Consider the following 25,409-nt stretch of genomic DNA (forward strand, 5'->3'; position numbering starts at 1 on the left):
AGTGCTAGGTAACTAGATAAATGGAGTTGCCCATGATCGAGTTCAACCTGGACGCGAGGTCCGGCCTGTCGCCGTACCAGCAGCTGGTCCAGCAGGTGCGGCACGCGCTGCGCCTCGGCCTGTTGACCAAGGGAGACCAGCTCCCGAAGGTCAAGGACGTGGTCGCGAGCCTCGCGATCAACCCGAACACCGTGCTGAAGGCCTACCGCGAGCTGGAGCACGACGGTCTGGTCGCGGCCCGTCCCGGCGTCGGCACGTTCGTGACGGCGACGTTGAACGGCGGAGCGTCCTTCGCCGTGCTCGGACCGCTGCGGAGCGACCTGCGCCGCTGGCTTTCCCAGGCCCGCAAGGCGGGTCTCGACGAGGAGAGCATCGAAGCCTTGTTGATGTCCACGTTTCGCGACTCCGCCAGAGAGGACATAGCGTGACTGTCCTGAAAGCCCAGGGACTGGGCAAGAAGTACGGGCGCAAGCAGGCGCTGACCGGCTGCACGCTGGAGATCGAAGCCGGCCACGTCACCGGGCTCGTCGGCCCCAACGGCGCCGGCAAGTCGACGCTGCTGAACATCGCGGCCGGCATGCTGGAGCCGACGAGCGGCACGATCGAGGTGTGCGGCGGGCGGCCGGGCAGCGGCCCGGAGCAGCTGGCCAAGGTCGGGTACGTCGCCCAGAACACCCCTGTCTACAGTGGACTGACCATCGAAGAGCACCTGCGGCTCGGCGCCCACCTCAACCCGGGCTGGGACACCTCGCTCGCCGAGAAGCGCATCGATCGGCTCAGGCTGGACCCGAAGCAGCCCGCCGGCAAGCTCTCCGGCGGCCAGCGCGCCCAGCTGGCGCTCACGATCGGCATCGCCAAGCGTCCCGAACTGCTGCTGCTCGACGAGCCGGTCGCGGCGCTGGACCCGCTGGCGCGCCGGGAGTTCCTGCAGGACCTCATGGAAGCCGTCGCCGAGCACGGGCTGTCGGTCGTGATGTCCTCGCACCTGGTCAACGACCTCGAGCGGGTCTGCGACCACCTCGTCGTGCTGGTGGATTCCCAGGTCCGGGTGATCGGCGAGGTGGAGACGCTGCTCGCCACGCACCACCGGCTCTCCGGGCCGCGCCGCGACGTCGAGACGCTGCCGGCGGACCAGCACGTCGTCTCGGCGAAGCACACCGACCGCCAGACCACCGTCCTCGTCCGCACCGAAGCGCCGATCCTCGATCCCGCGTGGACGGTCGCGCAGCTCGGCCTCGAGGACCTGGTCCTCGAGTACATGAGCAACCCCACCGCCGCCCGCCCCGCCCTGGAGGTCCTCCGATGACCTGGCTGACCTGGCGCCAGTTCCGCATGCCCGCGCTGTCGGTGTTCGCCGGCCTGATCGCGATCGCCGTCGTGCTCGCGATCACCGGCCCCGAGCTGGTGGGCCGCACGGACTTCTCCGACAACGACGTGCTGTACGTCGGCACCACCCTCGTGCTGTACCTGCTGCCCGCGTTGATCGGCGTGTTCTGGGGCGTCCCGATGATCACGCGCGAGCTGGAGAGCGGCACGCACAGCCTGGTGTGGAACCAGACCGTGACGCGCAAGCGGTGGCTCACCACCAAGCTCGGCTTCGGCCTGCTCGCCGCGATGGTGGCGGCCGGCCTGCTCGGCTGGGCGGTGTCGTGGTGGGCGAGCCCGATCGACGCGCTCGCCGCGCTGAAGACCGATCGCGGGATGTTCTCGCGCATGACTCCCGTGGTGTTCGGCGCGCGCGGGATCGTCCCGATCGGTTACGCGGCCTTCGCCCTCGCGCTCGGTGTCACGGTCGGGATGCTGCTGAAGCGGACCGTCGCCGCCATGGCCGTCACGCTCGCCACGCTCACCGCCGTGCTGCTCCTGGTGCCGAACTTCGTGCGGCCGTACCTGCTGCCGCCGCAGACCCAGGTGGTCGCGATCACCGGGGAGAACATCACGAACATCACCGGCGACGACACGCACGGGATCCTCGAGATCGGGGTGCGCAAGCCGGCCGGCGCGTGGGAGCTGGCGAACGAAACCCTGGACTCGGCCGGCAACGTGGCCGACCCGCTGCCGGACTTCGTGCAGGTCTGCGCGCCGCGGCCGGGTGCGGGGCCGCCGGAGCACGGCTCCATGGAAGCGTGCATGGCACAGCTGGGCACCCACGGCTACCAGCAGCGCGTGACCTTCCAGCCGGGCTACCGGTTCTGGCCGCTGCAGTGGCTCGAACTGGCGCTCTACCTCGCCATGACCGCCCTGCTCACCTGGTTCTGCTTCCGCCGTCTCCGCCACCTGTCCTGACGAATTCCGGCTGGGGGAATCATGCGCACTCTCGCGGTAGCCACCGCACTCACCCTCACGTTGTCCGCGTCGCCCGCCTCGGCGGCCACGACGCCCTACCTGCCCGCCCCGACCGGGCACCGGCCCGTCGGCGTCACCACACTGTCCCTTAAGGACAGTTCGCGGCCCGACCCGTGGGTGCCGACGGTGCCTTACCGGGAACTGATGGTCTCCGTCTTCTACCCGGCCACCTCGGCGAACGGGCCGAAGAAGCAGTACATGACCCCGCTCGAGTCGGAACGCAACCTCGAACGGGAGAACATCCCGGGCCTGCCCCTCGACATCCTGAGCACGGTCCGGACGAACGCCGTCGTCGACGCGAAGCCGGCCGGGCGGTGGCACAGCCTGCCGCTGGTCGTGCTGTCCCCGGGCTGGACCCAGCCGCGGGCGACGCTCACCGCGCTGGCCGAGGAGCTGGCCGGCCGCGGGTACGCCGTGGCGGCGATCGACCACACCTACGAGAACCGCGCCACGACCTTCCCCGACGGCCACGTCACCGGCTGCGCCGCCTGCGAAGTCGACGAACAACCCGGGTTCTGGGAGAAGTTCGCGCAGGTCCGCACGAAGGACACGTCGTTCGTGCTGGACGAGCTGCTGCGCTCGAAGTGGGGCGCGCTGATCGACCCGCAGCGGATCGGCATGACCGGCCACTCCGCGGGCGGCGCGGTCACCACCCAGGCGATGCTGGCCGACCCGCGCATCCGCGCCGGCGCGGACCTGGACGGCAGCGTCCACGTCCCGATCCCGGCGTCCGGGCTGTCCCGGCCGTTCATGTTCGTGGGCCGCACGGACGACTACACCCCGGGCGCGGAGGGTCCCTACGACGACTGGGAAACCGACTGGACCCACCTGACCGGCTGGAAGCGCTGGCTCATGGTGTCCGGGACGGTGCACTCGTCGTTCACCGACCTCGGCGTGCTCGCCGACCAGCTGGGTGTCGACATCGGCGACTCGATCGACCCCTACCGCGCGCTGGCCATCACGCGGACGTACGTAAGCGCTTTCTTCGACCTGAACCTGCGCTGCCGCCCGCAGCCGCTGCTGGCCGCTCCCTCGCCCGCTTACCCGGAAGTGACGTTCATCGGATGAGAATCAAGAGCATCATGGTCATCACCGCGCTCACCTTCGCGTTGGCGTCGCCCTCCGCATCGGCGGACCCGGCGCTCACGCTGGCGAAACCGACCGGCGACCGGCCCGTCGGCACGACCGCCCTGTACCTCAAGGACACGTCCCGGCCCGATCCGTGGGTGCCGTCCGTCCCCTACCGGGAGCTGATGGTTTCCCTCTTCTACCCGGCGGCTCCGGCCGGCGGGCCGAAGAAGCAGTTCATGTCCGAGGCCGAGGCGAAGGCCGTCTTCGACGAAGCCGGCATCACCGGCATCCCGCCGTCGGTGCTGACGACGGTCCGCACCGACGCCGTCGTCGACGCCCGCCCCGCCGGGCGCAGCCTGCCCGCCGTCGTCCTGTCCCCGGGCTTCAAGCGGCCGCGCGCCGAGCTGACGTCGTTGTCCGAAGACCTGGCGAGCCACGGTTACCTGGTGGTCCTGGTCGACCACACCTACGAGAACGTGGCCACCACCTTCCCGGACGGCCGGGTCACCGGCTGCGCGGCCTGCGGCAGCTACGACATCGAGTTCTGGCAGAAGCTGCAGCGCGGCCGGGCGAAGGACGTGTCGTTCGTGCTGGACTCGCTGGCGCACTCGAAATGGGCGCCGCTGCTCGACACCGCCCGGATCGGCATGGCCGGGCACTCCGTCGGCGGCACGAGCACGGTGAACGCGATGGTGACCGACACGCGGATCAAGGCCGGGATCGACATGGACGGCACGCAGAGCGATCCCCTGCTCGCCCCGGGTCTCGACCGGCCGTTCCTGTTCTTGGGCAGGCAGAGCCTGTACGCCCCCGGCACCGGCGTCGAATCCGGCACCTGGGACGCCGACTGGAAGCAGCTGAAGGGCTGGAAGCGCTGGCTCACCGTGGCCGGGATGCAGCACCCGTCGTTCACCGACCTCGGCCTGGTGGGTGAGCAGCTGGGCCTCGACTTCGGCGCGACCACCCCGGCGGTGCGCGGCCAGGCGATCACCGCGGCGTACGTCCGGGCGTTCTTCGACCAGCACCTGCGCGGCACGCCGCAGCCGCTGCTGGACCAGCCGTCCCCGCGGTACCCGGAGGTCGCCTTCGCCCGGACGTCGACGCCGTACCTGCCCGCCCCGACCGGCGACCGGCCGGTGGGCAGCACGGCCGTGTACCTGAAGGACACTTCGCGCCCCGATCCGTGGGTGCCTTCGGTGCCCTACCGCGAACTGATGGTCTCGCTCTTCTACCCGGCCGCTTCGGCCAAGGGGCCCAAGACGCCGTACCTGACCTCGGCGGAGTCCGCGGCGTTGCTGAAGGACAGCGGCCTGGACGTGGCACCGGACCTGCTCACGGGGATGGTGACGAACTCCGTCGCCGACGCCCGGCCGGAGGGCCACGGGCTGCCGCTGATCGTGCTTTCACCCGGCTACACGAAACCCCGCGCCACGCTGACCGCGCTGGCCGAGGACCTGGCGAGCCACGGGTACGCCGTCGCGCTGGTCGGCCACACCTACGAGAACGCCGGGCAGAGCTTCCCGGACGGCCGCTTCGCCGGGTGCGCGTCCTGCGACGTCCCGCACGACGAGGCGTTCTGGGAGAAGCTGGAACTCGGCCGGGCCGCCGACGTGTCGTTCGTGCTGAACTCGCTGACCCGGTCGAAGTGGGCGCCGTTGATCGACACGACCCGGATCGGCATGGCCGGGCACTCCATCGGCGGCGCGAGCACGCTTCCGGCGATGGTCGCCGACAGCCGGATCAAGGCCGGGATGGACATCGACGGCACGACCCACGTCCCGCTGACCCCGCCCGGGCTGTCGCGGCCGTTCATGTTCCTGGGCCACCAGCTCGGGGCCACCGCCTGCGTGCCGGGCGACCCGACGTGGGAACGGGACTGGGCGCAGCTGACCGGCTGGCGGCGCTGGGCCGACGTGCACGGCGCCCAGCACGCGTCGTTCACCGACGTGGGTCTCGTCGGCGACGAGCTGGGCGTCGACTACGGCGCGACGACGACCGCGCCGCGGACCCAGGAGATCGCCCGGACGTACGTGAACGCCTTCTTCGACCAGCACCTGCGGGGCGAGGCGCGGCCGGTGCTCGACCAGCCGGGCTATCCGGAAGTCACGTTCTGCCACTGAGGGGGACACGGCGGAAGCGGCACTGGGGGTGCCGCTTCCGCCGTCTTCCGCCGTCTTTCAGTGGTCGAGGCCGAGGAACGAGATCGCGTACGCCAGCTGGCCGGTCAGCGGCAGCTGGTGCCCGACGCCGGCGACGCTGACCCCCTCCACCGTGGCCTGGGTACTCGTGTTGCCGTACCGGGTGCGCGTCCACGACGACTGCGGGTGGTCGGTGAACGCCGGTGTCTGGCTCAACCCGTTCAGGTTGGTCCACTGCTTGATCTCTTCACCGAAGTTCGGGTACGACAGCGTCGTGTCGGTGGTGCCGTGCCACAGCTGCATCCGCGGGTAGCGGCCGGTGTAGCCCGGGTACATCGACCGGGCCAGGTCGCCCCACTGCTGCGCGGTCTTGATCGACTTCCCGCCCGAGCAGGTGCTGTTCCACAGCGAGCCGTTCGTGGTGGCGAAACACCCGGCGGGCACGCCGGAGAACGCCGAAGCCGCCGAGAACACGTCCGGGTACTGGGCGGCCAGCACGTTCGTCATCATCGCCCCGGAGGAGAACCCGCTGACGACGACCCGCGCCGGATCGACGTTGTAGCGGGACTTGGCGTAGGCGACCATCGACATGATCCCGGTCGAGTCCCCGCCGCCGTTGCGCCGCAACGCGTTCGGCGTCGAGACGTCGAAGCACTTTTCGCTCCGGGTCGCCTCCGGCAGCACGATGACGTACCCGTACCGGTCGGCCGCGGTGACGTAGTCCTTGCCGTTCCAGCCGAAGATCGAGCTCGCCGAGCCGCCGCAGTAGTGCACCAGCACCAGCATGGCGGGCTTGGCCGCCACCCGGTCGGGGACGTAGACGTACATGTTCAGGTTCGTCGGGTTGTTGCCGAAGTTCGTCACCCTGGTCAGCGCGGCCGCCTGGGCGGGCGAGGCCAGGCCGGTGACCATGACCATCAGGGCCAGGAAGACACCGAGCATGCGTTTCATCACTGAGCTCCTTTACGCCGCGGCGGCATGCGGGTTGCCGATGCTGCCGGGGACCGACCGCAGGGCGGCGTACCAGACGGCCGCCATCTTGTCGTAGCCGGTGGCGTTCGGGTGGACGCCGTCGGGGAGCTCGGTGGTGGCCACCGCGCTGTGCATGTTCACCAGGTGCACGCGCTTGCCGGCGTTCACCTTGCCCTGCACGATCCCGGGCAGCGCGTTGTTGAACGTCCGCACGGCGGCGTCCCCGCTCGCCCACCCGATCGGGATGAGCTGCGCGACGAAGACGTCGGCGTTCGGCGCGGCGGCGGTGATGTGGTCGATGAGCGTGGACAGCCGGCCGGGCGCGCCGGCGACGTTGTAGTTCTGCAGCACGTCGTTGGTGCCGATGTGCAGCAGCACCGAGCGCGGGTTGTAGGTCCGCATCCAGCCGGTGGCGTTCGCGTCGATCTGGTCGATGCGCCAGCCGGGGTGCCCTTCGTGGTCGTGGTCCCACAGGCTGGCGGGCCCGTTGAACTGCGAACCGACGAAGTCGTTGGTGTAGCGGCCCGCGGCCAGGCGCTGCCACAGGCCGATCCGGTACCCACCCGGCACACCGGTGCCGTAGGTGATCGAGTCGCCCAGCGGCATGATCCGCACACCGCCGTTCGATTCCGCGTTCGCGACTCCGGTCAGGCCGGTGAACGCGATCGTCAGGGCCGCCACGGCGGCCAGGAACCTTTTCATCGTCCTCCTCCTCAACAATTTCTTCGGCGCGATCCGGCCGCCTGCTTGGGAAATGTCGCTGCGTGGCACCGGACGGTGGCGGCCGAAACTTTCGCCAGTGGATCCGAAATTCGACGAATTCTCGAAACTTTCGCTTTATCTGTTAGCGATAACATTTGATTGTTGGCGACAGCTTAAACCCGCACGGCACCTTGTGACAACGGTCGGCTACGCCGCGCAATAGCGGTCGGATCACCAGTTCGGGTGCGTGGTGACGCCGCCGTCGACGACGAGGTCGTGGCCGGTGATCCAGGACGCCAGCGGGGAGGCCAGGAACACGCACGCGTTGCCGACGTCGGCGGGCGTGCCCAGCCGGCCCAGCGGTGCCGCGCGGTGCCACCGCTCGACCCCCTCCGGCCAGTCCTCGGCCAGCCCCGGCCGCGCGATCAGCCCGGGCGACACCGTGTTGACGCGGATCCCGCGCGGCCCGTACTCCAGCGCCGCGCCGCGGGCGTGCATGACCAGCGCCGCCTTGGCCGCGCTGTAGTGGACGTGGCCGGGCGCCGGCTGCCGGGCCTCGATCGACGCGATGTGCGTGACGCTCCCGCCGTCGCCCATCAGCCGGGCCGCGGCCTGGGTGCAGGAGAACGCGCTGGTCAAGGTGGCCTCCAGCATGGCCCGCCAGCGCTGGACCGGCATCCCGCCGAGGGCTTCGACGGGCTGGATGCCGGCGTTGTTCACCAGCGCGTCGAGCCGGCCGCCCCACTCCGCGACGGCGTCGAGCAGGGTGTGGTCTTCGGTGAGTTCGGCGGCGAACGCGCGGGCCCGCCCACCGGCGGCTTCGATCGCCGCGACGACGTCGCCGGCCGCCCCGGGACGGCGGTGGTGCACCGCCACGGCCGCGCCCGCTTCGGCGAACCGGAGCGCGATCCCGCGGCCGATCACCCCGGAGGCGCCGGTGACGCAGGCGATCGTGCCGGACAGGTCGGGCAGGCCGGGCGCGGGAGGCACCGGCCGATCGTAGCTGCGCACCCCGGATCCGTCGTAGGTTGTCGGACATGGCCAAAACCCGGAAGTTCGCCGAACTGCTGCAGACGCAGATCCGCCACGAGTTCACCGCCGCCCAGCAGTACATCGCCCTGGCCGTCTGGTTCGACGCCCGCGACCTGCCTCGGCTGGCCAAGCGCTTCTACCGGCAGTCGATCGAGGAGCGCAACCACGCGCTGGCGATGGTGCGCTACCTGCTCGACCGCGACGAGCCGGTCGCCATCCCGGGCAGCGACGAAGTGCGGAACGACTTCTCGACCGTGCACGAAGCGATCGAGCTCGCCGTGACCCAGGAACGCGCGGTCACCGCCGACATCGAGGCGATGGCGAAGGCCGCGCGGCTGGAGGAGGACTACCTCGGCGAGCAGTTCGTGCACTGGTTCCTGAAGGAACAGGTGGAGGAGGTGGCGGAGATGTCCACGCTGCTCACCGTCGTCGAGCGGGCCGGCGGCAACCTGTTCGAGGTCGAGAACCACCTGTTCCGCGAAGCGGCCACGGAGCCCGCGGACGCCCCGGACATGCCGCCGGTGGCGGGCGGGAAGCTCTGACGATGGCGGTTTCCCCCTGCTAGAGTGAAACGTGTTCTAGTTCCGGGCCCGGGGAGCGCGATGTCCGAAAACCCGTTTCCGATCGTCGACGGCGTACCGCCCGGGCGGGCGCTGCTCGGCTCCCGGATCCGCGAGCTGATCGAGGCCTCCGTCCGGGTGCGCGACGACGAAGCCGACCTCGCCGCCGCGGCCCACCGGATCGAAGCCGTCACCGAGGCGCTGCGCGCGGCCGGCGGCGCGCAGCCGCTGCTGCTCACCGCCCTCGACGGCGGGGGTCACCTGAGCATCAACAACCCCCTGGAAGGGCCGGGGAACCCGCTGGCGCCACCGCTGTCGTGGGTGCGCGTGGGCCCGGAGTCGGTGTGCGCCGACGTCCTCCTCGGCGCCGCGCACGAAGGGCCGCCCGGCCGCGTGCACGGCGGCTGGGTCGCGGCCGTGCTGGACCACGTCCTGGGCCGCGCCACCGCCGCGGCCGGCTTCCCGGGCATGACGGCGTCCCTGACCGTCGACTACCACCGCGGGACGCCGTACGCGGTGCCGCTCACCGCCGAAGGACGCCTCGTCCGCCGCGACGGCCGCAAGCTCCACGCAGCGGGCGAACTCAGAGCGGGCGACGTCGTCTGCGCCACCGCGACGGCGATCCTGGTCCACTTCAACGCCGATCGGTTCCCGGTGCCCACCACCGCCACGAGGTCCGAACAGGACTAGGGCCGGTCCTCGAAGCGGGTGAGGACGACCTGCTTTGCTCTGGGGTCGTAGTGCGCAGGCATGAGCAGGCTGATGAGCAGTGGCAAGCGATCGAGCCGTTGCGGCCCCACACAGGGGAAACCGCGACGCGCGGCGGGCACAGCAAGCCAGATGATCATGCCATCGGCCGGGCCGGTGGACGCCCCCGGCTTTCGACCGCGCTGCTACCGGCGCCGCACCTCGTCGAACGCTTCCGGCCCCCGCCTACTTCGAAGACAGCTCCGACTGCGCGACCGTCGTGTGCCGCGGCGCCTCCGAACTCGACGTCGCCATCAGGACCGCGCAGATCGGGACCGCCATCGCCAGCGCCGCCAGGACGAACACCGGGAACAGGAACGAGAACACCTCCGTGCCGGACGGGTCGGGCGCACCCGGGTCCAGGTGCAGGCGCACCGCCGCCATGCCGGTGTAGTGCATGCCGGTGACCGCCGCGCCCATCACCAGGCCCGCCGCCAGCCGGGGCAGGAGCTTGTCCAGCCCGACCGTGAACCACAGCGCCGCCGTGGCCGCGACCACCGCGATGATCACCGAGAGCGCGACCAGCGTCGGGTCGTAGCCGATCACGCCCTTGACCTGCACCGCCCACATCCCGGTGTAGTGCATGACGGCCACCGCGAGCCCGGTCAGCAGCCCGCCGAGCAGCAGCCGCTTCCACGCGAACCGGTTGCGGACGCCGAACACGAGCAGCCCGCAGAACACCGCCGCCACCGACAGGATCGCCGACAGCGCCGTGCGCAGGATGTCGTAGCGCACCGGCATGCCGGGTGTGGAAAAGCCGAGCATCGCGATGAAGTGCATGACCCAGATGCCGACCCCGCCGATGGACACCGCCGCGAGCACCAGCCAGATCAGCCGGGTGCGCGGGCTGTCGGTGGAGCGCGCCTGCAGCGTGCAGGCCAGGCCGAGGGCGCAGCCCACCACCGAGGTGAGGTACGCGAGCACGACGAGCCAGTTGCCCATCGCGAAGTCTTCGTGGTCCATGGGCATTTTCCGGGCTCCTTCAAGCTTTCCGTGATCGGGGGGCGTGGTGCTCGGCGAGCGCGTGCTCGGCCGCGGCGATGAGGGTCTTCTTCGTCGACTCCGGCGAGCGCGCGTCGCAGGTGACGACCTCCACCGCGGCCGGGATCTTGAGGGCCTCGCGCACCTGCTCGGGCCCGTGCTGGCGGGTGTCCTGGAACTGGTTGATGGCGACCAGGAACGGCAAGCCACGCGACTCGAAGAAGTCGATCGAGGCGAAGCAGTCCGCCAGCCGGCGCGTGTCCACCAGGACGATCGCCGCCACCGCGCCGCAGACGAGGTCGTCCCACATGAACCAGAACCGGTGCTGGCCGGGCGTGCCGAAGACGTAGAGCACCAGGTCGTCGGCCAGGGTGAGCCGGCCGAAGTCCATCGCGACCGTGGTGGCGAACTTCCCCGGCACCGCTTCGGTCCGGTCGACGCCGACGGCCGCGGACGTCATCAGGGCTTCGGTCCGCAGCGGGTCGATCTCCGAGACGGCACCGACGAACGTCGTCTTGCCGGCCCCGAACCCGCCGGCCACGACGATCTTCGCCGAGGTGATCCGGCTGCTTCGGGACGCACCGCGCGGGGAAACACCGCTTTGCGTAACACTGTCAGAGCGCACGTAGTCCACTGAGGACCCTTTCGAGCAGGTCGTTCCGTTCGTCCCAGGAGGCGTCCGCGGTGAGCGTGTCGCGGATCGACACCTGGCCGGCGATGAGCAGATCGCCGATGAGCACCCTGGCCACGCCGAGCGGCACGCCCAGGTGGGCGGCGACCTCGGCCACCGACCGCTGCTGCAGGCACAGCTGCGTCACCACGGCCAGGGGGTTGGTCGGGCTGAAGGGCGCCGCGCGGCCCTCCGCCGTCGTCTCCACGAGGGCTTCCACCGCCAGGTCGACCGTCGGCCGGGTGCGACCGGCGGTCCACGCATACGGGCGGGCCAGCGACGCCGCGTGCCGCCCACCCTCGCGTCGCCGGCCTTCGGTCACCGGGCCGCTCCCGGCGCGGCCGCGGGCCGAGCCGGGGTCTCGACCACCTTCCCGACCCGGTCCACCAGCAACGTCATCTCGTAGCCCACCAGCCCGATGTCGCAGCCCGGGTTGGCCAGCACCACCAGGTTCGAGCCGTCGCCGACGTTCATCAGCAGCAGGAAGCCCTGCTCCATCTCGATCACCGACTGCACCACCCGCCCCGCGGTGAACAGGTCGGCGGTGCCGAGCGCGAGGCTGGAGAGGCCGGACGCGATCGCCGAGAGCTGGTCGGCGCGGTCACGCGGCAGGGCTTCGTCCGCCGCCACGAGCAGCCCGTCCGCCGAGACCAGTGCGGCGTGCGCGACGCCGGGCACCTCCTGGGTGAACGCCGACACCAGCCAGTTCCGGGACCGCTCGGCCACTTCCGCTCCTTCCTGCCGGGTGCTCATCGCTGCTCCGCCTCGGGCTCGCCCGCGACCCGGTGCCGGGCCGCGCGCATGCCGCTGTAGTGCCGGGAAAGGTTGTTCCGCACCGCGGCCGGGTCGCGGAAGGCCGGGTCCGGCGGCTGCGGCGCGCGCGGGGTCACCGAGCCCGGCGCGAGCTGCGCCCCCGGCGTCCGGGCGGGCAGCCCCGAGTCGGTGAACTCGCTGTCGTCGAGGGTGCCGACCGCCGCTTCCGCGGCCTGGCGGACCTGGTCGGCCGGTGTCGCCCAGGTGCCGGGCCGGGCCGGCGTCGCCGGGGCTTCGGCGAACCAGTGCGACAGCATCTGGTCGAAGATCGGCGTCGGCGGGTCCGCCACCGGCGGCGGTTCTTCGGCGGGCCACCGCGGTTCGAGCTCGTGCCGGGAGGTGCCGTTGACCGCGCCGTTGACCGAACCGTTGACCGCGGGGGTGAGCATGGGCGGGACGGCCCGGGGTGGCAGGTCGACCAGGATCAGCACGCCCGGGACGTGCACGCTGGCGGTGATGCCGGCGCTCGCGGTCCGCGTGGTCGTGGGCCGCAGCCGGACGGTGATCCCGTGCGACGCGGCCAGCCTGCTCACCACGAACAGGCCCATCCGGCGGGTGGTCTCCGGGCTGACCGCGGCCCCGGCGGCCAGCCGGGCGTTCGCCGCTTCGAGGTCTTCGCGGGTCATGCCGAGCCCGACGTCGACGACCTCGATCAGCAGGCCGCCGTCGAAGCCGCGGTCGGCGGTGAGCACGACCTGCTCCTCCGGCGGGGACGACCGGATGGCGTTCTCCAGCAGCTCGGCGAGGATGTGCACGACGTCCGCCGCGGCCTCGGACTGCACCGAGCCGCGGGGCGCGTTGCCGAGCGAGACGCGCTGGTAGTCCTTGACCTCCGACGTCGCGGCCCGCAGCAGCTCGACCGTCGCGACCGGCCCGATGTCGCGGCGCACCGGCTTGCCGCCCGCGAGGACCTGCAGGTTCTCGCCGTTGCGCCGCAGCCGGGTGGCGATGTGGTCGATCTGGAACAGCTCGGCCAGCCGCTGCGGGTCCTGTTCGTCGGCTTCGAGGTCCTCGATCACCGAAAGCTGCAGCTCCACCAGCGACTGGCTGCGCCGGGACAGCGTCATGAACATTTCGCTGACCTGGATCCGCATCTCGGCCTGCTCGCCGACGGCCAGGCGGACCGCCTGCCGGTGCATGTCGTCGAAAGCCCGGGCGAGCTGCCCGATCTCCTCCTCGGAGTCGACCGGGATCGGCGCGGTCCGCCGCCAGTCGACCTCCTCGCCTCCGCGGATGCGTTCGATGGTGCCGGGCAGGCGGCGTTGCGCGGTGTCGAGCGCGGCGGCGTGCAGCCGCCGGATCGGGGCGACCACCGACCGGGCCACGGCGAGGGCGATGGCGAGGGCGCCGAGGAGCGAGGCGATCACCAGCGCGGCGTCGCGCAGCGCGTCGGACCGCGCGGTGTTGGTCTGCGCGCCGACCGCATCCGAAAGCGTTTTCACCTGCTCGGCGAGGATGGTGCCGAGCACCGTGCGCTTCGCCTCGGCGCCCCCCGCACCGGCACTGGTCGCCGCGGCGAACCGGGCGGCGGCGGCCCCGGCGGGCAGCGCGCGCCGGATCTGTCCGGTGAGTACGGTTTCCTCGGCCGCGGCCCGCTCGGCGGCGGCCGCCGAAGTGCCTTCGGACCGGCCGGCCAGCGCCTGTTGATCGGCGAGACTGGTCCTCAGCTGCACCAACGATTCGGCGACGGCGGCCAAAGCGCCGAGATCACCATTCCCGGCCTGCTCGACGATCCCGGCGATCAGTTCGCTGAGCGCGACCGTGAAGTCGTGGTAAGCCGCGGTTTTCGCGGCCGGCGAACCGGTCTGCTGCCGCAGGTCGGCCAATTTACCCAGCTGATCTTCCAATGACCGCGACAGCTCCGGGCTGAGCTGGGAAAAGGCGGCGTCGTGGCGGACGGCGGCGGCTTTCTCGTCGACCGCCGCGGTCCGGGCGGCCGCGCCGTCCTGGATCATCTCGTCGTCGACCAGCCCGGCGAGTTCGGAAATCCCTTGCACGACCGGCATTTGGTCGCGAACCGCGCTGAGGCCGCCCGCCCGGGCGAGTTCGGCCTGCACCCGGCCACCCGCCAGCAGGAGGGCGACCAGGACGGGCAGCAACAGGACTACGGAGATCTTGGTGCGCAACCGCCAGCTACCGGGATTCCAGGAGGCGACGGAACGGCGGGACGAGGGTTCATCTTCTTTCATCGGTGGCGTGGCTCGATTCGTACCGGTGGCCCGAGAACGATTTCCGGTTCCTTTTCCGCGGAATTCAGCCGGTGACGTAACTCCGCACACGGTGGTGTTGTCAAGGAATGCCGGTCGTTTCCCCCGTACGCACCAATCACACAGCGTGAACTGCCACGGCGCGGCTTTTTACCCTTGCGGAGGGTGAAGGTCGCTCGTCAGACCGTGCGGAATTCGGGGGCGGGTGCGTGAATTTCCGGCGGCCGCGCGACCCCCGGCGGAAGCCCCGGCGGTGCCCGTTACCCTCGGCCGGGAAAGGGGTGTCGGCGTCGATGTTGAAAATTCACTTCACCGAAGCGGACTTGGCGAAGGTGACCCTCGCCGAGGACGCCGACCCGATGTGGGAGCTGCTGATGAGCAGTTACCGCATCCGGCGGCCGGAAGGTGAGCCGTTCTTCGGCCGCTGGCGGCGGGGCTCACGCTCCGCGGTCCCGCAGTCCGGCCGGCTGCTGATGTCGGCCGTCCCGCCGTACGGCTACTGCCCGGACTTCCTCACCCCGGCCGGCGCCCGCACGATCGGCGACGGGATCTCGGCGGTGCTCGAGACCCCCGCACCGGTGCTGGCCGCGGACGTCGGCGAGCTGGCGGCGCAGGGCACCCACGTCCCGGCGTGGCTGCGCCGCATCGGCGACGGCGAGCCGCAGGAGCTGCGCCGGCTGGGCGCGGCCCTGCACGACTACTACCGCCAGTGCGTCGCGCCGGACTGGGCGACGGTGCGCCGCGCGGTCGCCCGCGACCGCCACCGGCTGCAGGCCAACCTGGACCGCGGCGGCCCGCAGCTGCTGCTTTCGACGTTGCACCCGGAGGTGACGTGGTCCCCGCCGGTGCTGCGGGTGCGCTTCCCGATCGACCAGGAGCTCCACCTCAACGGCCGCGGGCTGAGGCTGATCCCGGCGTTCTTCGCCCACGGCATGCCGACGACGTACAAGGACCCGCTCCTCCCCCCGGCGCTGGTCTATTCGATCAGCCACCCGAGGTTCGACAGCGACGCGGAGCCGGGCCCCTCCCTGGCGGCGCTGCTGGGCCAGACGAGGGCCAAGGTCCTGGTGACGATCGCGACGACCAGGTGCAACACGAGCGAGCTGGCGGACCTGACGGGCATTTCCCCGGCCACGGCCAGCCAGCACGCGTCGGTGCTGCGGGCCAGCGGGCTGATCAGCAGCAACCGGTCCGGGAAGTCGCAGATCCACGAGATCACGCCGCTCGGCCTGGGGATCATCCGGGCGAGTTGAGGCCGGGTAGCTGCGGGCGACGGGCAGTCGGCGGCGGGCCACTGGCGGCTTCGGTCGGCGGGGGGCTTCGGTCGGCTGGCGGGTTGCGGTCGGCAGGCGACTACGAGCGGCTGGCGACTGCGGGCGGCAGGGGCTGCGGGCGGTGGGTGGCCACCGACTGACGGCTGGCGGGCGGCTGGCGGCTGCGGGCGAGAGGCGGCCGGAGGCCGCGGCTGGCGGGCTGGCGGGCTGGCGGGCTGGCGGGCTGGCGGGCTGGCGGGCTGGCGGGCTGGCGGGCTGGCGGGCTGGCGGGCTGGCGGGCTGGCGGCGATGGTGCGGGAGGCCGCATTCGCGCCCCGAGCCGCGGAGAGGTGGGAAGCCATCGCCCCGACCGACCAGCCACGACACCCACCCGCCGCAACCGCAGTCCCGGCCGACCAGCAGCAACACCTGTCCCCGCCGCCGAGCCGGCCCGGTTGCGCAACTCCACCGCCAACTCAGCCCGAACTCGCCGCGAATCAGCCCAACCTCGCCCAGCCCTACCGCCAACCCGGCCCAGTCGCACAACCCACGGCCGAACCGGCCCAACTTCGCCCTCACCTCCGAGCCCGTGCGCGGCGTTCCGGGGTCGTGTTAGCCTGTCGCCGTGCTGCGCCTCACGTTGTCCACGCGACTCGTAACCCGGCGCGCCGGCTGAACCCAGGTCGCCGGTGCGCTGCGTCGGCGATCGCCCTTTTCTTCCGGGACCTGGCCCCGATCTCATTCCGCCCTCCACAAGGGAGATCCGCCATGTCCACCTCCTTCGCCGTTCCCGCGCCGCGCTCGGCCATGCTGCTGCGCCGCCGGATCGCCACCTACTTCGTCGGCGGGGCCGACCAGATCTCCGCGCTGGTCGGTGCCCTCGAAGGCCGGCCGGTGCACGAACTGTCCGTCGACATCAAGGACGGTGTCCGCGAGAGCAGCATGGTCTGCGCCGTCCTGCTGGCGGCCGACGAGACCGGCCCCCTGCTCGACCGGCTGCGCGAGCTGCCGTCGGTCGTCTCAGCCGAACTCGCCTAACCGAGCCGAGACGAGCCAAGACGAGCCGTTTGTCCGGTCCGGCGCCGGGTAGTCCGGCGCCATGACCGAAGTCGAAACTCGGCGGAGCACCGCCCGGGGCGCCGCCCTCCTGTTCGGGATCGCGTTCCTGCTCGTCGGCGTGCTGGGCTTCGTCCCGGGCATCACCGCGGACTACGACGCGCTGAAGTTCGCCGGGCACGAGTCCGGCGCCCAGCTGTTCGGCGTGTTCACCGTTTCGGTGCTGCACAACCTGGTCCACCTGCTGTTCGGCGTGCTCGGCGTGCTGGCCGCGCGCGCCAACGGCAGTTCGCGGGCCTTCCTGATGATCGGCGGCGGGATCTACGTGCTGCTGTGGGTGTTCGGCCTCGCGATGGACCGCGACAGCGCGGCCAACTTCCTCCCGCTGGACAACGCCGACGACTGGCTGCACCTCGGCCTCGGCCTGGCGATGATCGCCGCGGGCATCGCGACGACGGCCGCCGACCGGGCCCGTGGCCAGTACCCCGAGCCGGAGAAGCAGGGCCACTGACTTCAGGGCCGGCGCCCCATGCCCGTCGAGATCTCGTGCAGCCGGTGCCGGTCCGGCGCCAGCGGTGCCGTGTCCGCGCCGGCGCCTTCCCGCAGTCCCGCGAGGAACTCCTTCAGCGTGGCCGCCGCGTCCCGGCCCGGCCGCCAGTCCAATTCGGACTCCGCGCGGCTAGTGTCCATGACCGGCAGCCGCATGACCGCGTCGAACAAGCCCGGTGACGCCGGGATCGCGTGCAGGCGCCAGGCCGCGTCCACCGCCGCGCGGACCACCGCCGCCGGGACACCGATCGTGCGCGCGCCCAGCAGGTCCGCCGCGAACCGCGGGTCCACCACCGGGCCGGTCGCGATGTTGAACGCCCCGCGCACCGGGCGCGTCACCGCGCGGCGGACGGCGTCGGCGAGGTCGTCCGTGTGCACGATCTGGAACCGCAGCCCGCGGACGTCCGGCACCACCGGGATCAGGCCCGGCCGCACCAGCGAACCCGGCACGAACGGCCCGGCGAACAGGCGGCGCTGCTCCGTCGCGGCACTGCGCTGGAAGACGAACCCCGGCCGCATCCGGACGACGTCGAGCTCCGGGTGCCGGCCCTCGAACGCGTCGAGGTACCGCTCCAGATAAGCCTTTTCGCGCGTGTAGGCGGCCCCGGGCCAGCCGTGCGTCGGCCAGTCCTCGGTCACCGGCTCGTCGTCCTGCCTTGGTGAGTAGGCCCCGATCGACGACGTGTAGACGAGCTTGGGCACGCCAGCCGTCGCCGCCGCCTCGAACACCCGCATCGAGCCGAGGACGTTCGCGCGCCAAGTCCGTTCGGGACGCCGGGTGGGCTGGAACAGCCACGCCAGGTGCACGACCGCGTCGGCGCCGCGCAAGTGCGGCACGAGGTCGTCGCGTTCGACGTCCGCCGTGACGACCCCATCGGCCGGCCGCCGGGCGAGCTTGACGATGGTCTCGACCTGCGGGTCCGCGCCCAGCGCGCGCACGACCCCGGTTCCGATGTTGCCGGTCGCTCCGGTCACCACGATGCGCATCCGGGCCGGTTACCCGGGGTCCGGGCGGACAACCCTGCTATCTTCGAAGGGAAGATCCCTTCTTGAGGAGACCAGTCGTGGCAGGTGACGTCGACATCTCCGGGTAGCTCCGGAGTGTGCAGGCCCCCGGCAGTGCCGGTGCGGGCCGCCGTCGACGTCCCCCTTTCCGCTCACCCCTCGAGGTCTTCGCCATGTCCGAAATCGTGCTGTCCGGCCTGTCCTTTTCCTGGCCGGACGACACCCCCGTCTTCGACCACCTGTCCGCCACCTTCCCGGGCGGCCGCACCGGTCTCGTCGCCCCGAACGGGTCCGGCAAGACGACGCTGCTGAAGCTCGTCGCCGGTGCCCTGAAGCCCACCACCGGCAGTGTCACCACCGACGGCACGCTCGGCTACCTCCCGCAGGACCTGCCGCTGAGCGGCGAGCCGTCGGTCGCCGAAATCCTCGGTGTCGCCCCGGTTCTGCGCGCGCTCGCCGCCGTCGAATCCGGGGACGTCGGCGAGGAGCACTTCACCACCATCGGCACCGATTGGGACGTCGAAGAACGCACCCGCGCCCAGCTCGACCGGCTCGGCCTCGCCGGCATCGGCCTCGACCGCACGCTGAGCACCCTCAGCGGCGGCCAGATCGTTTCGCTGGGCCTCGCCGCGCAACTGCTGAAGCGCCCGGACGTGCTGCTGCTCGACGAACCCACCAACAACCTGGACGCCGAGGCGCGCCGCAAGCTCCACGCCGTGCTCGACGACTGGTCCGGCTGCCTGCTCGTGGTCAGCCACGACCGGGCGCTGCTCGACCGGATGGACCGGATCGCCGAGCTCCACGGCGGTGAAATCCGGTTCCACGGCGGCAACTTCACCGCCTACGAAGAAGCGGTCCGGGCCGCCCGCGAAGTCGCCGAGAAGCACGTTCGCAGCGCCGAACAGGAGGTCAAGCGCGAGAAGCGGGAGATGCAGCAGGCCCGCGAGCGCGCCGCCCGCCGCGCGAGCACCGCGTCGCGCAACCTCGGCAACGCCGGGCTGCCCAAGATCTTCGCCGGCACGATGAAGCGCAACGCGCAGGAGTCGGCGGCCAAGGCGGACGGCACGCACGCCGCCCGCGTCGGCGCCGCGAAAGCCAAGCTGGACCAAGCGGAACGCGAACTGCGGCCCGAGCAGAAGCTCAGCCTGCAGCTGCCTCAGACGGAGGTTCCGGCGGGCCGGACGCTCTTCCTCGGCGAGGGCCTGCGGGTTCGGGGCCTCTTCGGCGACGGCGCCGACCTGGCCATCCGCGGTCCCGAGCGGATCGCGCTCACCGGCCCCAACGGTGCCGGGAAGTCGACGCTGCTGCGGCTGGTGCAGGGCGACCTCGAGCTTGACGGCGGCACCCTCACCCGCACCGACGGCCGGATCGCCTTCCTGTCCCAGCGCCTGGACCTGCTGGACGACGACCGCAGCGTCGCCGAGAACCTGGCGGCGGCCGCCCCGGCGCTGCCCTCCGCGCAGCGGATGAACCTGCTGGCGCGCTTCCTGTTCCGCGGCTCGCGGGTGCACCTGCCGGCCGGGGTGCTCTCCGGCGGGGAGCGGCTGCGCGCCACGCTCGCCTGCGTCCTGTTCGCCGAACCGGCGCCCCAGCTGCTGTTGCTGGACGAGCCGACGAACAACCTGGACCTGGTCGGCACCGGGCAGCTGGTGAGCGCGCTGACGGCGTTCCGCGGCGCGTTCGTCGTCGTCAGCCACGACGAGCGCTTCCTCGCCGAGATCGGGATCGACCGGTGGCTGCGGCTCGCGGACGGCCGGCTGCGGTGACGTACACGGGTGACGTCGGGCGACGGTCGCCGCGGGCCGGCCGGGATTCCTAGCGTGATGAAGTCACCCGCTGAAAGGAACCCCATGTCCGAAGTGACCTACACCGCCGTCGCCACCTCCACCGCGGAGGGCCGCAACGGCGGCCGCGCGACCTCCGACGACGGCGCGCTCGACGTCACCCTCGCCGTGCCCAAGGCCTTCGGCGGCGCCGGCGACGGCACCAACCCGGAGCAGCTGTTCGCGGCGGGCTGGGCGTCCTGCTTCGTCGGGGCCGTGCGCCGGGTCGCGGGCGCGAAGAAGGTGCCGCTGAACGACCTCGCCGTGGTCGCCGAGGTGACCCTGCACCACGACGTCGAGGCCGGCGAGTTCGGGCTCAGCGCCGTGCTGCACCTGGAGGCGACGGGCATCGACCAGGCCACGGCCGACGAGCTCGTCCAGGGTGCGCACCAGGTCTGCCCGTACTCGAAGGCCACGCGCGGCAACATCGAGGTCACCCTCGACGCGACGGTCGCCTGATGAAGCGGGCCATCACGGCGCTGGCGGCCGTGGCGGTCGCCGGGGCGGGCGTGGTCACCGCCGCCTCCCCCGGCGCCGCCGGCGTGCCCGCTCCCGCGAAACCGACGGTCGTCCTGGTGCACGGCGCGTTCGAGGACGCGTCCGCGTGGGCGCCGGTCACCCGGCGGCTGCTGGCCGAGCACTACCCGGTCATCGCGCCCGCGGTTCCGCTGCGCGGGGTCGCCGCGGACGTCGCTTCGCTGCAGGGGGTGCTCGACGCGGTCAAGGGACCGAAGATCCTGGTCGGGCATTCGTACGGCGGCCTGCTGATCAGCGAGCTGGCGGGCCGGACGGCCGACGTGCGGGCGCTGGTCTACGCGGCGGCGTTCCTCCCGGAAGCGGGTGAGACGGCCGGGCAGCTGAACGCGCAGTTCCCGGGGTCGCTCATCGGCCCGTCGACGACGCAAGCGGTGGGCCCGGAGCTGTTCGTGAACGCGGCGAGCTACCCCTCGCTGTTCGCCGCGGGTCTCCCGGCTCTCGACACCGCCGTCGCGGCGGCGGGCCAGCGCCCGATCCTGGCGGCGGCCTTCGACGAGAAGATCACCGCCACCGCACCGGCGAGGATCCGGAAGTACGCCCTGGTCGCGACCCGCGACCAGGCGATTCCCCCGGCGGCGGAACGGTTCGAGGCCCGGCGCGCCCACGCGTCGATCACCGAGGTGGACTCGCCGCACGCGATCGCCTCGGCGGCTCCGGACGCCGTCGTCGACGTCATCCACCGGGCGACGCGCTGAAAGGGGCCCGGGAGACCGGGCCCCTTTCTCACATCCGGTCGGCGTCCACGATCGCCTGGGCGAACGGCCGCGGCGCTTCTTGGGGCACGTCGTGGCCGATGCCGTCGAAGATCCGGTGCTCGTACTTGCCGGTGAACTTCGCGCGGTAGGCCTGGCCGTCCTTGGCCGCGCCGTCGAAGTCGCTGCCGATCGTGATCGACGGGACGCCGATGGTCGCGCCGGCGGCCAGCTTTTCTTCGTACGCCTCGTACTGCGGCTCGCCCGGGGCGAGGCTCAGGCGCCAGCGGTAGTTGTGGATGACGATGGCGACGTGGTCGGGATTGCCGAACGCCGCCGCGCTGCGGTCGTAGGTCGCGTCGTCGAAGTGCCAGGCCGGGGACGCGGTCTTCCAGATCAGCTTGTTGAAGTCGTGGCGGTTCGCCGCGTAGCCGGCGCGGCCGCGCTCGGTCGCGAAGTAGTACTGGTACCACCAGCCGAGCTCGGCTTGGGGCGCCAGCGGCTGCTGGTTCGCCTTGAGGTTCGTGACGATGTACCCGCTGACCGCGACGATCGCCTTGCAGCGCTGCGGCCACAGCGCCGCGATGATGTCGACGGTCCGGCCGCCCCAGTCGTAGCCGCCGAAGACGGCCTTGTCGATCTTCAGCGCGTCCAGCAGCGCGATGACGTCCAACGCCACGGCCGTCTGCTGGCCGTTGCGGACGGTCTCCGCGGACTTGAACGCCGTCGGGCCGTAGCCACGCAGGTAAGGGACGATCACCCGGTAGCCGGCGCCGGCCAGGATCGGCGCGACGTCGACGTAGCTGTACGGGTCGTAGGGCCAGCCGTGCAGCAGCACCACCGGCTGCCCGCTCGCCGGCCCGAACTCGTGGTAGGCCATGGTGAGCACCCCGGCGTCGGCCTGCTTGACCGGCCCGAGCGAGGTGTGCTCCCCCGACCCCGCCCGCAGGTCGGGTGCCGGAGCGGGGGCGACGGCGGGAGTGCCCGACGAGCAGGCCGCCAAGGACGTCGCCGCGAGCCCGGCCGCGAACGCCTGCCCGAACCTTCTCCTGCTGATCATCTGCTGCTCCTGTGCGAAAAGACCGTGGGACTTTCACCACGTTAGGAGCTGTCCGGTGAACCGCGCGCCCGTCAGATGACGCAGCCGGTGTACGTCATCCGCCGAGGGTCTTCAGCTTCCCGGCGAGGTCGGCGCGGGAGCTCACGCCCAGCTTGGGGAAGATCCGGTGCAGGTGGGTGCCGACGGTCCGGTGCGAAAGGTACAGCCGCTGCCCGATCTCCCGGTTCGTCAGCCCCTCGGCGGCCAGCTGCGCGATGCTCAGCTCGTGCGGGGTCAGCTTGTCCCGGGCGTCCGGGCCGCGGTTCGGGCTCGACTCGCCCGCGCTGCGCAGCTCGCGGCGGGCCCGGTCGGCCCAGGCGGCCATGCCGAGCGCGTCGAAGGTCTTGCGGGCGGTGCGCAGGTGCGTCCGCGATTCGACGACCCGCCGCTGCCGCCGCAGCCACTCCCCGAAGGCCAGGTGGACGCGGCCGCGTTCGGCGGGCCAGCCGGTCAGGTCGGCTCGCAGCGCCTCGGCGAACCGCTCGTCGTCCGGGTCGAGCACGGCTCGCGCGTACCGGAGGCCGATGTGCAGCGCGGGTGACGGCGTCTTCGCCGCGAGCGGCTCGAGCTCGGCGAGGACGTCCCGCAGCGCGTCCGTCCGCCCGGCCCGCACCGCGGCCTCGGTGAGTTCCGCGACGCAGTACGTGCGCAAGGCCAGCTGGTAGGCGGGGTCGGCCGGGTCGAGCAGCCGGCGGAGGTCGGCGAACGCGTCCTCGAACCGGCCCTCGCTCAGGCCGGTCAGCCCGCGGGTGAGCTGCACGGTGGCCAGCACGGGCCGGGCGCCGGCCGCGAGCCCGGCGCGTTCGGCCTCGTCGGCCAGCGTCTTCGCCTGCTTGTGCTCGCCGCGCAGGGCGGCGATTTCGGCCTGGACCGCGGTGGCGAGCCCGGCCATGAACGGCTGGCCGGTCTCCCGCGCGAACCGGGCCGCCTCCGCCGCGGCCGGCACGGCCCCGGCCAGGTCACCGAGCCGGACGCGGCTCCACGCCTGGACGGCCAGCGCCCGCGGCAACAGGCCGAGCCGGCCCTGGGCCCGCAGGCCGGGAGCGGCGGCGGCCGAGAACCGGGCGGCGAGGTCGAAGGCCCCGACCTGCAGCGCGGCGCTGCCCAGGTACCGGTCGACCTCGGGATCGGCGCCGGTCTTGGCGACCAGCTCCCGCAGGTGCGCCAGGACGGCTCGGCCGCGTTCGAAGGGCGCGACGTACGCGGTGACGGCGACGATCCGCGGGTCGTTTTCCGGGACGGGCAGCCGATCGGCGACGTCCAGGAGGTCTTGTCTCGCTTCCGGACCGGGTTCGGTCCAGAAGCACCGCATGGCGGCGCTCCAGAGGATCCGCATGGCGGCGTCGTGCTGCCCGTCGGCGGCGACGGAGGCGGCGGTGCGGGCGAGTTCCGCGACGCGGGCGGGGTCTTCGCGGACGCCGTCTTCGAACTCGCTGAGCAGCCGCCCGGCGGTGGCCCGGCGGCGGGGGTCGGCGGGGTCGGCGGCGTGCACCAGGCGTTCGGCGGTCTCCCGCCGCCCGGACTCGACGGCCAGTTCGGCGGCCTTGAGGAGCCGGTCGGCCCGGTCCTCGGCGTCCGGGCTCAGCCGCGCGGCCTGTTCGAGAGCGGCGATGGCCGCGGCCGCACCGCCCCGGAAGCGAGCTCGTTCGGCGGTGTGTTCGAGTTGGGCGGCGACGGTTTCATCGGGCCCGGCGGTGGCGGCGGCCTGATGCCAGGCGCGGCGATCGGGCTGGTCGCGGAGGGCTTCGACGAGGGCGAGGTGAGCGTGCCGGCGGTCGAGCGGGGTCGCGGAGGCGGGGATGGCGGACCGCATGAGCGGGTGCCGGAAGGTGACGGCCCCGGCGGACAGCTCGATCAGCCGAGCCTCGACGGCGGGGGCGAGGATGCCGGGGTCGGCGCTGGCCCCGGGCGCTTCGGCACCGGTCGGGGGAAGTGCTTCGGCGCTGGACTCAGGCACTTCGCCCAGCTCAGCTTCCGCACTCGCACCGAGCACACCGACTCCGCCCGCCGCGGCCCCCCGCGCGCCCTCGCCCAGCCCAGCCCCCGCACCCGTCCCAAGCACGCCAGCTCCGCTCACCGCGGCCCCACGCACACCACCGTCCAGCCCAGCCCGCGCAGCCACCTCGGCACCCGCCGCAGCCACACTCGCGCCCTCGCCCGGCCCAGCCCCCGCCCCGGCAGCCACCTCGGCGCCCGCCGCAAGCAGCGCGGCCGTCGCCGCCAGCGTCTCCGCCAGCGAGGTCGTCTCGTTCAGCGCCGCCACCAGCAACGCCGTGCGGGTCAGCTCCGGCAGCGCCGCCACGCGGGCCGTGAACGTGCGTTCCAAGCGCTCCGTCAGCGGCAGCACCGGATCCAGCCCGTCGAGCTCACCCACCGCCAAGGGCAGCTCCGTCAACGCCAGCGGCAACCCCGCCGCCTCCGCCAGCAGCCGTGTCCGGACCGCCGGCGCCAGCCGCGGCGCCACCGAATCCAGGAGCTCGGCCGCCGCGTCGGCCGGGAGGCGGTCCAGCACCATCGACGCCAAGCCCGCGTCGAGCAGCGGGGACTCCGCGCCGTCCCGCAGGGTCGCCAGCAGCACGATCGGCTCGGTCTCGATCCGCCGCGCCACGAACGCCAGGACGTCCGCGCTCGCCCGGTCCAGCCAGTGCACGTCCTCCGCGACCAGTAGCAACGGCTTGGCCGCCGCCTCCTCGGCCAGCAGCGTCAGCGCCGCCAGCCCGACCAGGTACGCACTCGGCGAAGGGCCGTCGGCCAGCCCCAGCGCCGTCCGCAGGGCGTCGCGCTGCGGGGCGGGCAGCTCCGCCACCCCGGCCCGCACCGGGTACAGCAGCTGGTGCAGCCCGGCATAAGCCAGGTTCCGCTCGGCCTCCGCCCCGGTCGTGCGCAGCACCCGCAACCCCGCGACCGAGGCCGCCGCGGCCGTCGAAGCCACCAGGGCGGACTTCCCGATGCCGGCTTCCCCGCGCAGGAGGACGCCGCTGCGGTCCTCCGGGCCGTCGACGAGCTCGCCCAGCTCCTTCAGCTCGGTGTCCCGTCCGCTCAGCGCCATGGAAACGACCTTACCCAACCCCTGTTTCCGCAGCTCACGGCCGAGTGACGTACGGCAGCAGCGTCATCCGACGGGCGCGGGGTCGCCGGCCCCGCGCCTACCGTTCC

At 72.3% G+C, this 25,409-nt stretch carries 24 protein-coding genes; 13 read left to right on the forward strand and 11 right to left on the reverse strand.

Annotated elements, in window-relative coordinates:
* Positions 1-32: 32 nt before the first annotated feature.
* The 5 genes from AB0M30_RS18200 to AB0M30_RS18220 are packed head-to-tail and all read left to right on the forward strand — an operon-like array spanning position 33 to position 5,537.
* Positions 33-428: a GntR family transcriptional regulator gene (locus AB0M30_RS18200; RefSeq protein WP_364585174.1), complete on the forward strand. Its 396-nt coding sequence runs from the start codon at positions 33-35 to the stop codon at positions 426-428.
* Entirely contained in the window at positions 425-1,306 is an 882-nt protein-coding gene (locus tag AB0M30_RS18205; RefSeq protein WP_364585175.1) for an ABC transporter ATP-binding protein, read from the forward strand. Before AB0M30_RS18200 ends, AB0M30_RS18205 begins: the two co-directional genes overlap by 4 nt.
* Positions 1,303-2,286, forward strand: a complete 984-nt coding sequence (locus AB0M30_RS18210) for a transporter (protein ID WP_364585176.1) — start codon at positions 1,303-1,305, stop codon at positions 2,284-2,286. Before AB0M30_RS18205 ends, AB0M30_RS18210 begins: the two co-directional genes overlap by 4 nt.
* Positions 2,287-2,307: 21 nt before the next feature.
* Entirely contained in the window at positions 2,308-3,414 is a 1,107-nt protein-coding gene (locus AB0M30_RS18215; RefSeq protein WP_364585177.1) for an alpha/beta hydrolase, read from the forward strand.
* Entirely contained in the window at positions 3,411-5,537 is a 2,127-nt protein-coding gene (locus tag AB0M30_RS18220) for an esterase (protein WP_364585178.1), read from the forward strand. Before AB0M30_RS18215 ends, AB0M30_RS18220 begins: the two co-directional genes overlap by 4 nt.
* Positions 5,538-5,594: 57 nt before the next feature.
* Here AB0M30_RS18220 and AB0M30_RS18225 read toward each other — a convergent pair whose 3' ends face one another.
* From AB0M30_RS18225 to AB0M30_RS18235, 3 genes are all read right to left on the reverse strand, one after another.
* Positions 5,595-6,506, reverse strand: coding sequence for a PHB depolymerase family esterase (locus AB0M30_RS18225; RefSeq protein ID WP_364585179.1), 912 nt, complete (start codon positions 6,504-6,506; stop codon positions 5,595-5,597).
* 12 nt (positions 6,507-6,518) lie between these two features.
* On the reverse strand, positions 6,519-7,229 hold the full coding sequence (locus AB0M30_RS18230; protein ID WP_364585180.1) for an SGNH/GDSL hydrolase family protein: 711 nt from the start codon (positions 7,227-7,229) through the stop codon (positions 6,519-6,521).
* A 231-nt stretch (positions 7,230-7,460) separates the two neighbouring features.
* Complete coding sequence (locus tag AB0M30_RS18235; RefSeq protein WP_364585181.1) at positions 7,461-8,219, reverse strand: SDR family oxidoreductase; 759 nt, start codon at positions 8,217-8,219, stop codon at positions 7,461-7,463.
* Between the two features lie 47 nt (positions 8,220-8,266).
* Between AB0M30_RS18235 and AB0M30_RS18240 the strand changes: the two genes are divergently transcribed.
* Positions 8,267-8,803 carry a ferritin gene (locus AB0M30_RS18240; RefSeq protein WP_364585182.1) on the forward strand — a complete coding sequence of 179 codons (537 nt, stop codon included), beginning with the start codon at positions 8,267-8,269 and terminating at the stop codon, positions 8,801-8,803.
* Positions 8,804-8,863: 60 nt separating this feature from the next.
* Positions 8,864-9,511, forward strand: a complete 648-nt coding sequence (locus tag AB0M30_RS18245) for a PaaI family thioesterase (protein WP_364585183.1) — start codon at positions 8,864-8,866, stop codon at positions 9,509-9,511.
* Between the two features lie 243 nt (positions 9,512-9,754).
* Here AB0M30_RS18245 and AB0M30_RS18250 read toward each other — a convergent pair whose 3' ends face one another.
* From AB0M30_RS18250 to AB0M30_RS18270, 5 genes are all read right to left on the reverse strand, one after another.
* Positions 9,755-10,531 (reverse strand): MHYT domain-containing protein, encoded by a 777-nt coding sequence (locus AB0M30_RS18250; protein ID WP_364585343.1) that lies wholly within the window; start codon positions 10,529-10,531, stop codon positions 9,755-9,757.
* Positions 10,532-10,550: 19 nt separating this feature from the next.
* Positions 10,551-11,090 carry an ATP/GTP-binding protein gene (locus AB0M30_RS18255; protein WP_103341166.1) on the reverse strand — a complete coding sequence of 180 codons (540 nt, stop codon included), beginning with the start codon at positions 11,088-11,090 and terminating at the stop codon, positions 10,551-10,553.
* 73 nt (positions 11,091-11,163) lie between these two features.
* Complete coding sequence (locus AB0M30_RS18260) at positions 11,164-11,541, reverse strand: DUF742 domain-containing protein (RefSeq protein ID WP_364585184.1); 378 nt, start codon at positions 11,539-11,541, stop codon at positions 11,164-11,166.
* Positions 11,538-11,972, reverse strand: a complete 435-nt coding sequence (locus AB0M30_RS18265; protein ID WP_014467633.1) for a roadblock/LC7 domain-containing protein — start codon at positions 11,970-11,972, stop codon at positions 11,538-11,540. Before AB0M30_RS18265 ends, AB0M30_RS18260 begins: the two co-directional genes overlap by 4 nt.
* Positions 11,969-14,158 (reverse strand): ATP-binding protein, encoded by a 2,190-nt coding sequence (locus AB0M30_RS18270; protein ID WP_364585185.1) that lies wholly within the window; start codon positions 14,156-14,158, stop codon positions 11,969-11,971. Before AB0M30_RS18270 ends, AB0M30_RS18265 begins: the two co-directional genes overlap by 4 nt.
* A 374-nt stretch (positions 14,159-14,532) precedes the next feature.
* Between AB0M30_RS18270 and AB0M30_RS18275 the strand changes: the two genes are divergently transcribed.
* The 3 genes from AB0M30_RS18275 (at position 14,533) to AB0M30_RS18285 (ending at position 17,059) form a co-directional block, all read left to right on the forward strand.
* On the forward strand, positions 14,533-15,492 hold the full coding sequence (locus AB0M30_RS18275) for a winged helix-turn-helix domain-containing protein (protein WP_364585186.1): 960 nt from the start codon (positions 14,533-14,535) through the stop codon (positions 15,490-15,492).
* 768 nt (positions 15,493-16,260) lie between these two features.
* Positions 16,261-16,530, forward strand: coding sequence for a hypothetical protein (locus tag AB0M30_RS18280; RefSeq protein ID WP_364585187.1), 270 nt, complete (start codon positions 16,261-16,263; stop codon positions 16,528-16,530).
* Positions 16,531-16,591: 61 nt separating this feature from the next.
* On the forward strand, positions 16,592-17,059 hold the full coding sequence (locus AB0M30_RS18285; RefSeq protein ID WP_364585188.1) for a DUF4383 domain-containing protein: 468 nt from the start codon (positions 16,592-16,594) through the stop codon (positions 17,057-17,059).
* 2 nt (positions 17,060-17,061) lie between these two features.
* On the opposite strand, the gene AB0M30_RS18290 is transcribed toward AB0M30_RS18285, so the two are convergent.
* Entirely contained in the window at positions 17,062-18,084 is a 1,023-nt protein-coding gene (locus AB0M30_RS18290; RefSeq protein WP_364585189.1) for an NAD-dependent epimerase/dehydratase family protein, read from the reverse strand.
* A gap of 191 nt (positions 18,085-18,275) precedes the next feature.
* On the opposite strand from AB0M30_RS18290, the gene AB0M30_RS18295 reads away from it, so the two are divergent.
* From AB0M30_RS18295 to AB0M30_RS18305, 3 genes are all read left to right on the forward strand, one after another.
* Positions 18,276-19,868 (forward strand): ABC-F family ATP-binding cassette domain-containing protein, encoded by a 1,593-nt coding sequence (locus AB0M30_RS18295; protein ID WP_364585190.1) that lies wholly within the window; start codon positions 18,276-18,278, stop codon positions 19,866-19,868.
* 84 nt (positions 19,869-19,952) lie between these two features.
* Entirely contained in the window at positions 19,953-20,384 is a 432-nt protein-coding gene (locus AB0M30_RS18300; protein WP_364585191.1) for an organic hydroperoxide resistance protein, read from the forward strand.
* Positions 20,384-21,157, forward strand: coding sequence for an alpha/beta hydrolase (locus AB0M30_RS18305; protein ID WP_364585192.1), 774 nt, complete (start codon positions 20,384-20,386; stop codon positions 21,155-21,157). The genes AB0M30_RS18300 and AB0M30_RS18305 overlap by 1 nt, the downstream gene beginning before the upstream one ends.
* Before the next feature lie 28 nt (positions 21,158-21,185).
* On the opposite strand, the gene AB0M30_RS18310 is transcribed toward AB0M30_RS18305, so the two are convergent.
* Both AB0M30_RS18310 and AB0M30_RS18315 read right to left on the reverse strand, forming a co-directional pair.
* Positions 21,186-22,214 (reverse strand): alpha/beta hydrolase, encoded by a 1,029-nt coding sequence (locus tag AB0M30_RS18310; RefSeq protein WP_364585193.1) that lies wholly within the window; start codon positions 22,212-22,214, stop codon positions 21,186-21,188.
* 94 nt (positions 22,215-22,308) lie between these two features.
* On the reverse strand, positions 22,309-25,302 hold the full coding sequence (locus AB0M30_RS18315) for an AAA family ATPase (RefSeq protein ID WP_364585194.1): 2,994 nt from the start codon (positions 25,300-25,302) through the stop codon (positions 22,309-22,311).
* Between the last annotated feature and the right edge of the window lie 107 nt (positions 25,303-25,409).

Origin of the sequence: Amycolatopsis sp. NPDC051716 (genome assembly GCF_040681595.1) — a bacterium.
GTDB lineage: Bacteria > Actinomycetota > Actinomycetes > Mycobacteriales > Pseudonocardiaceae > Amycolatopsis.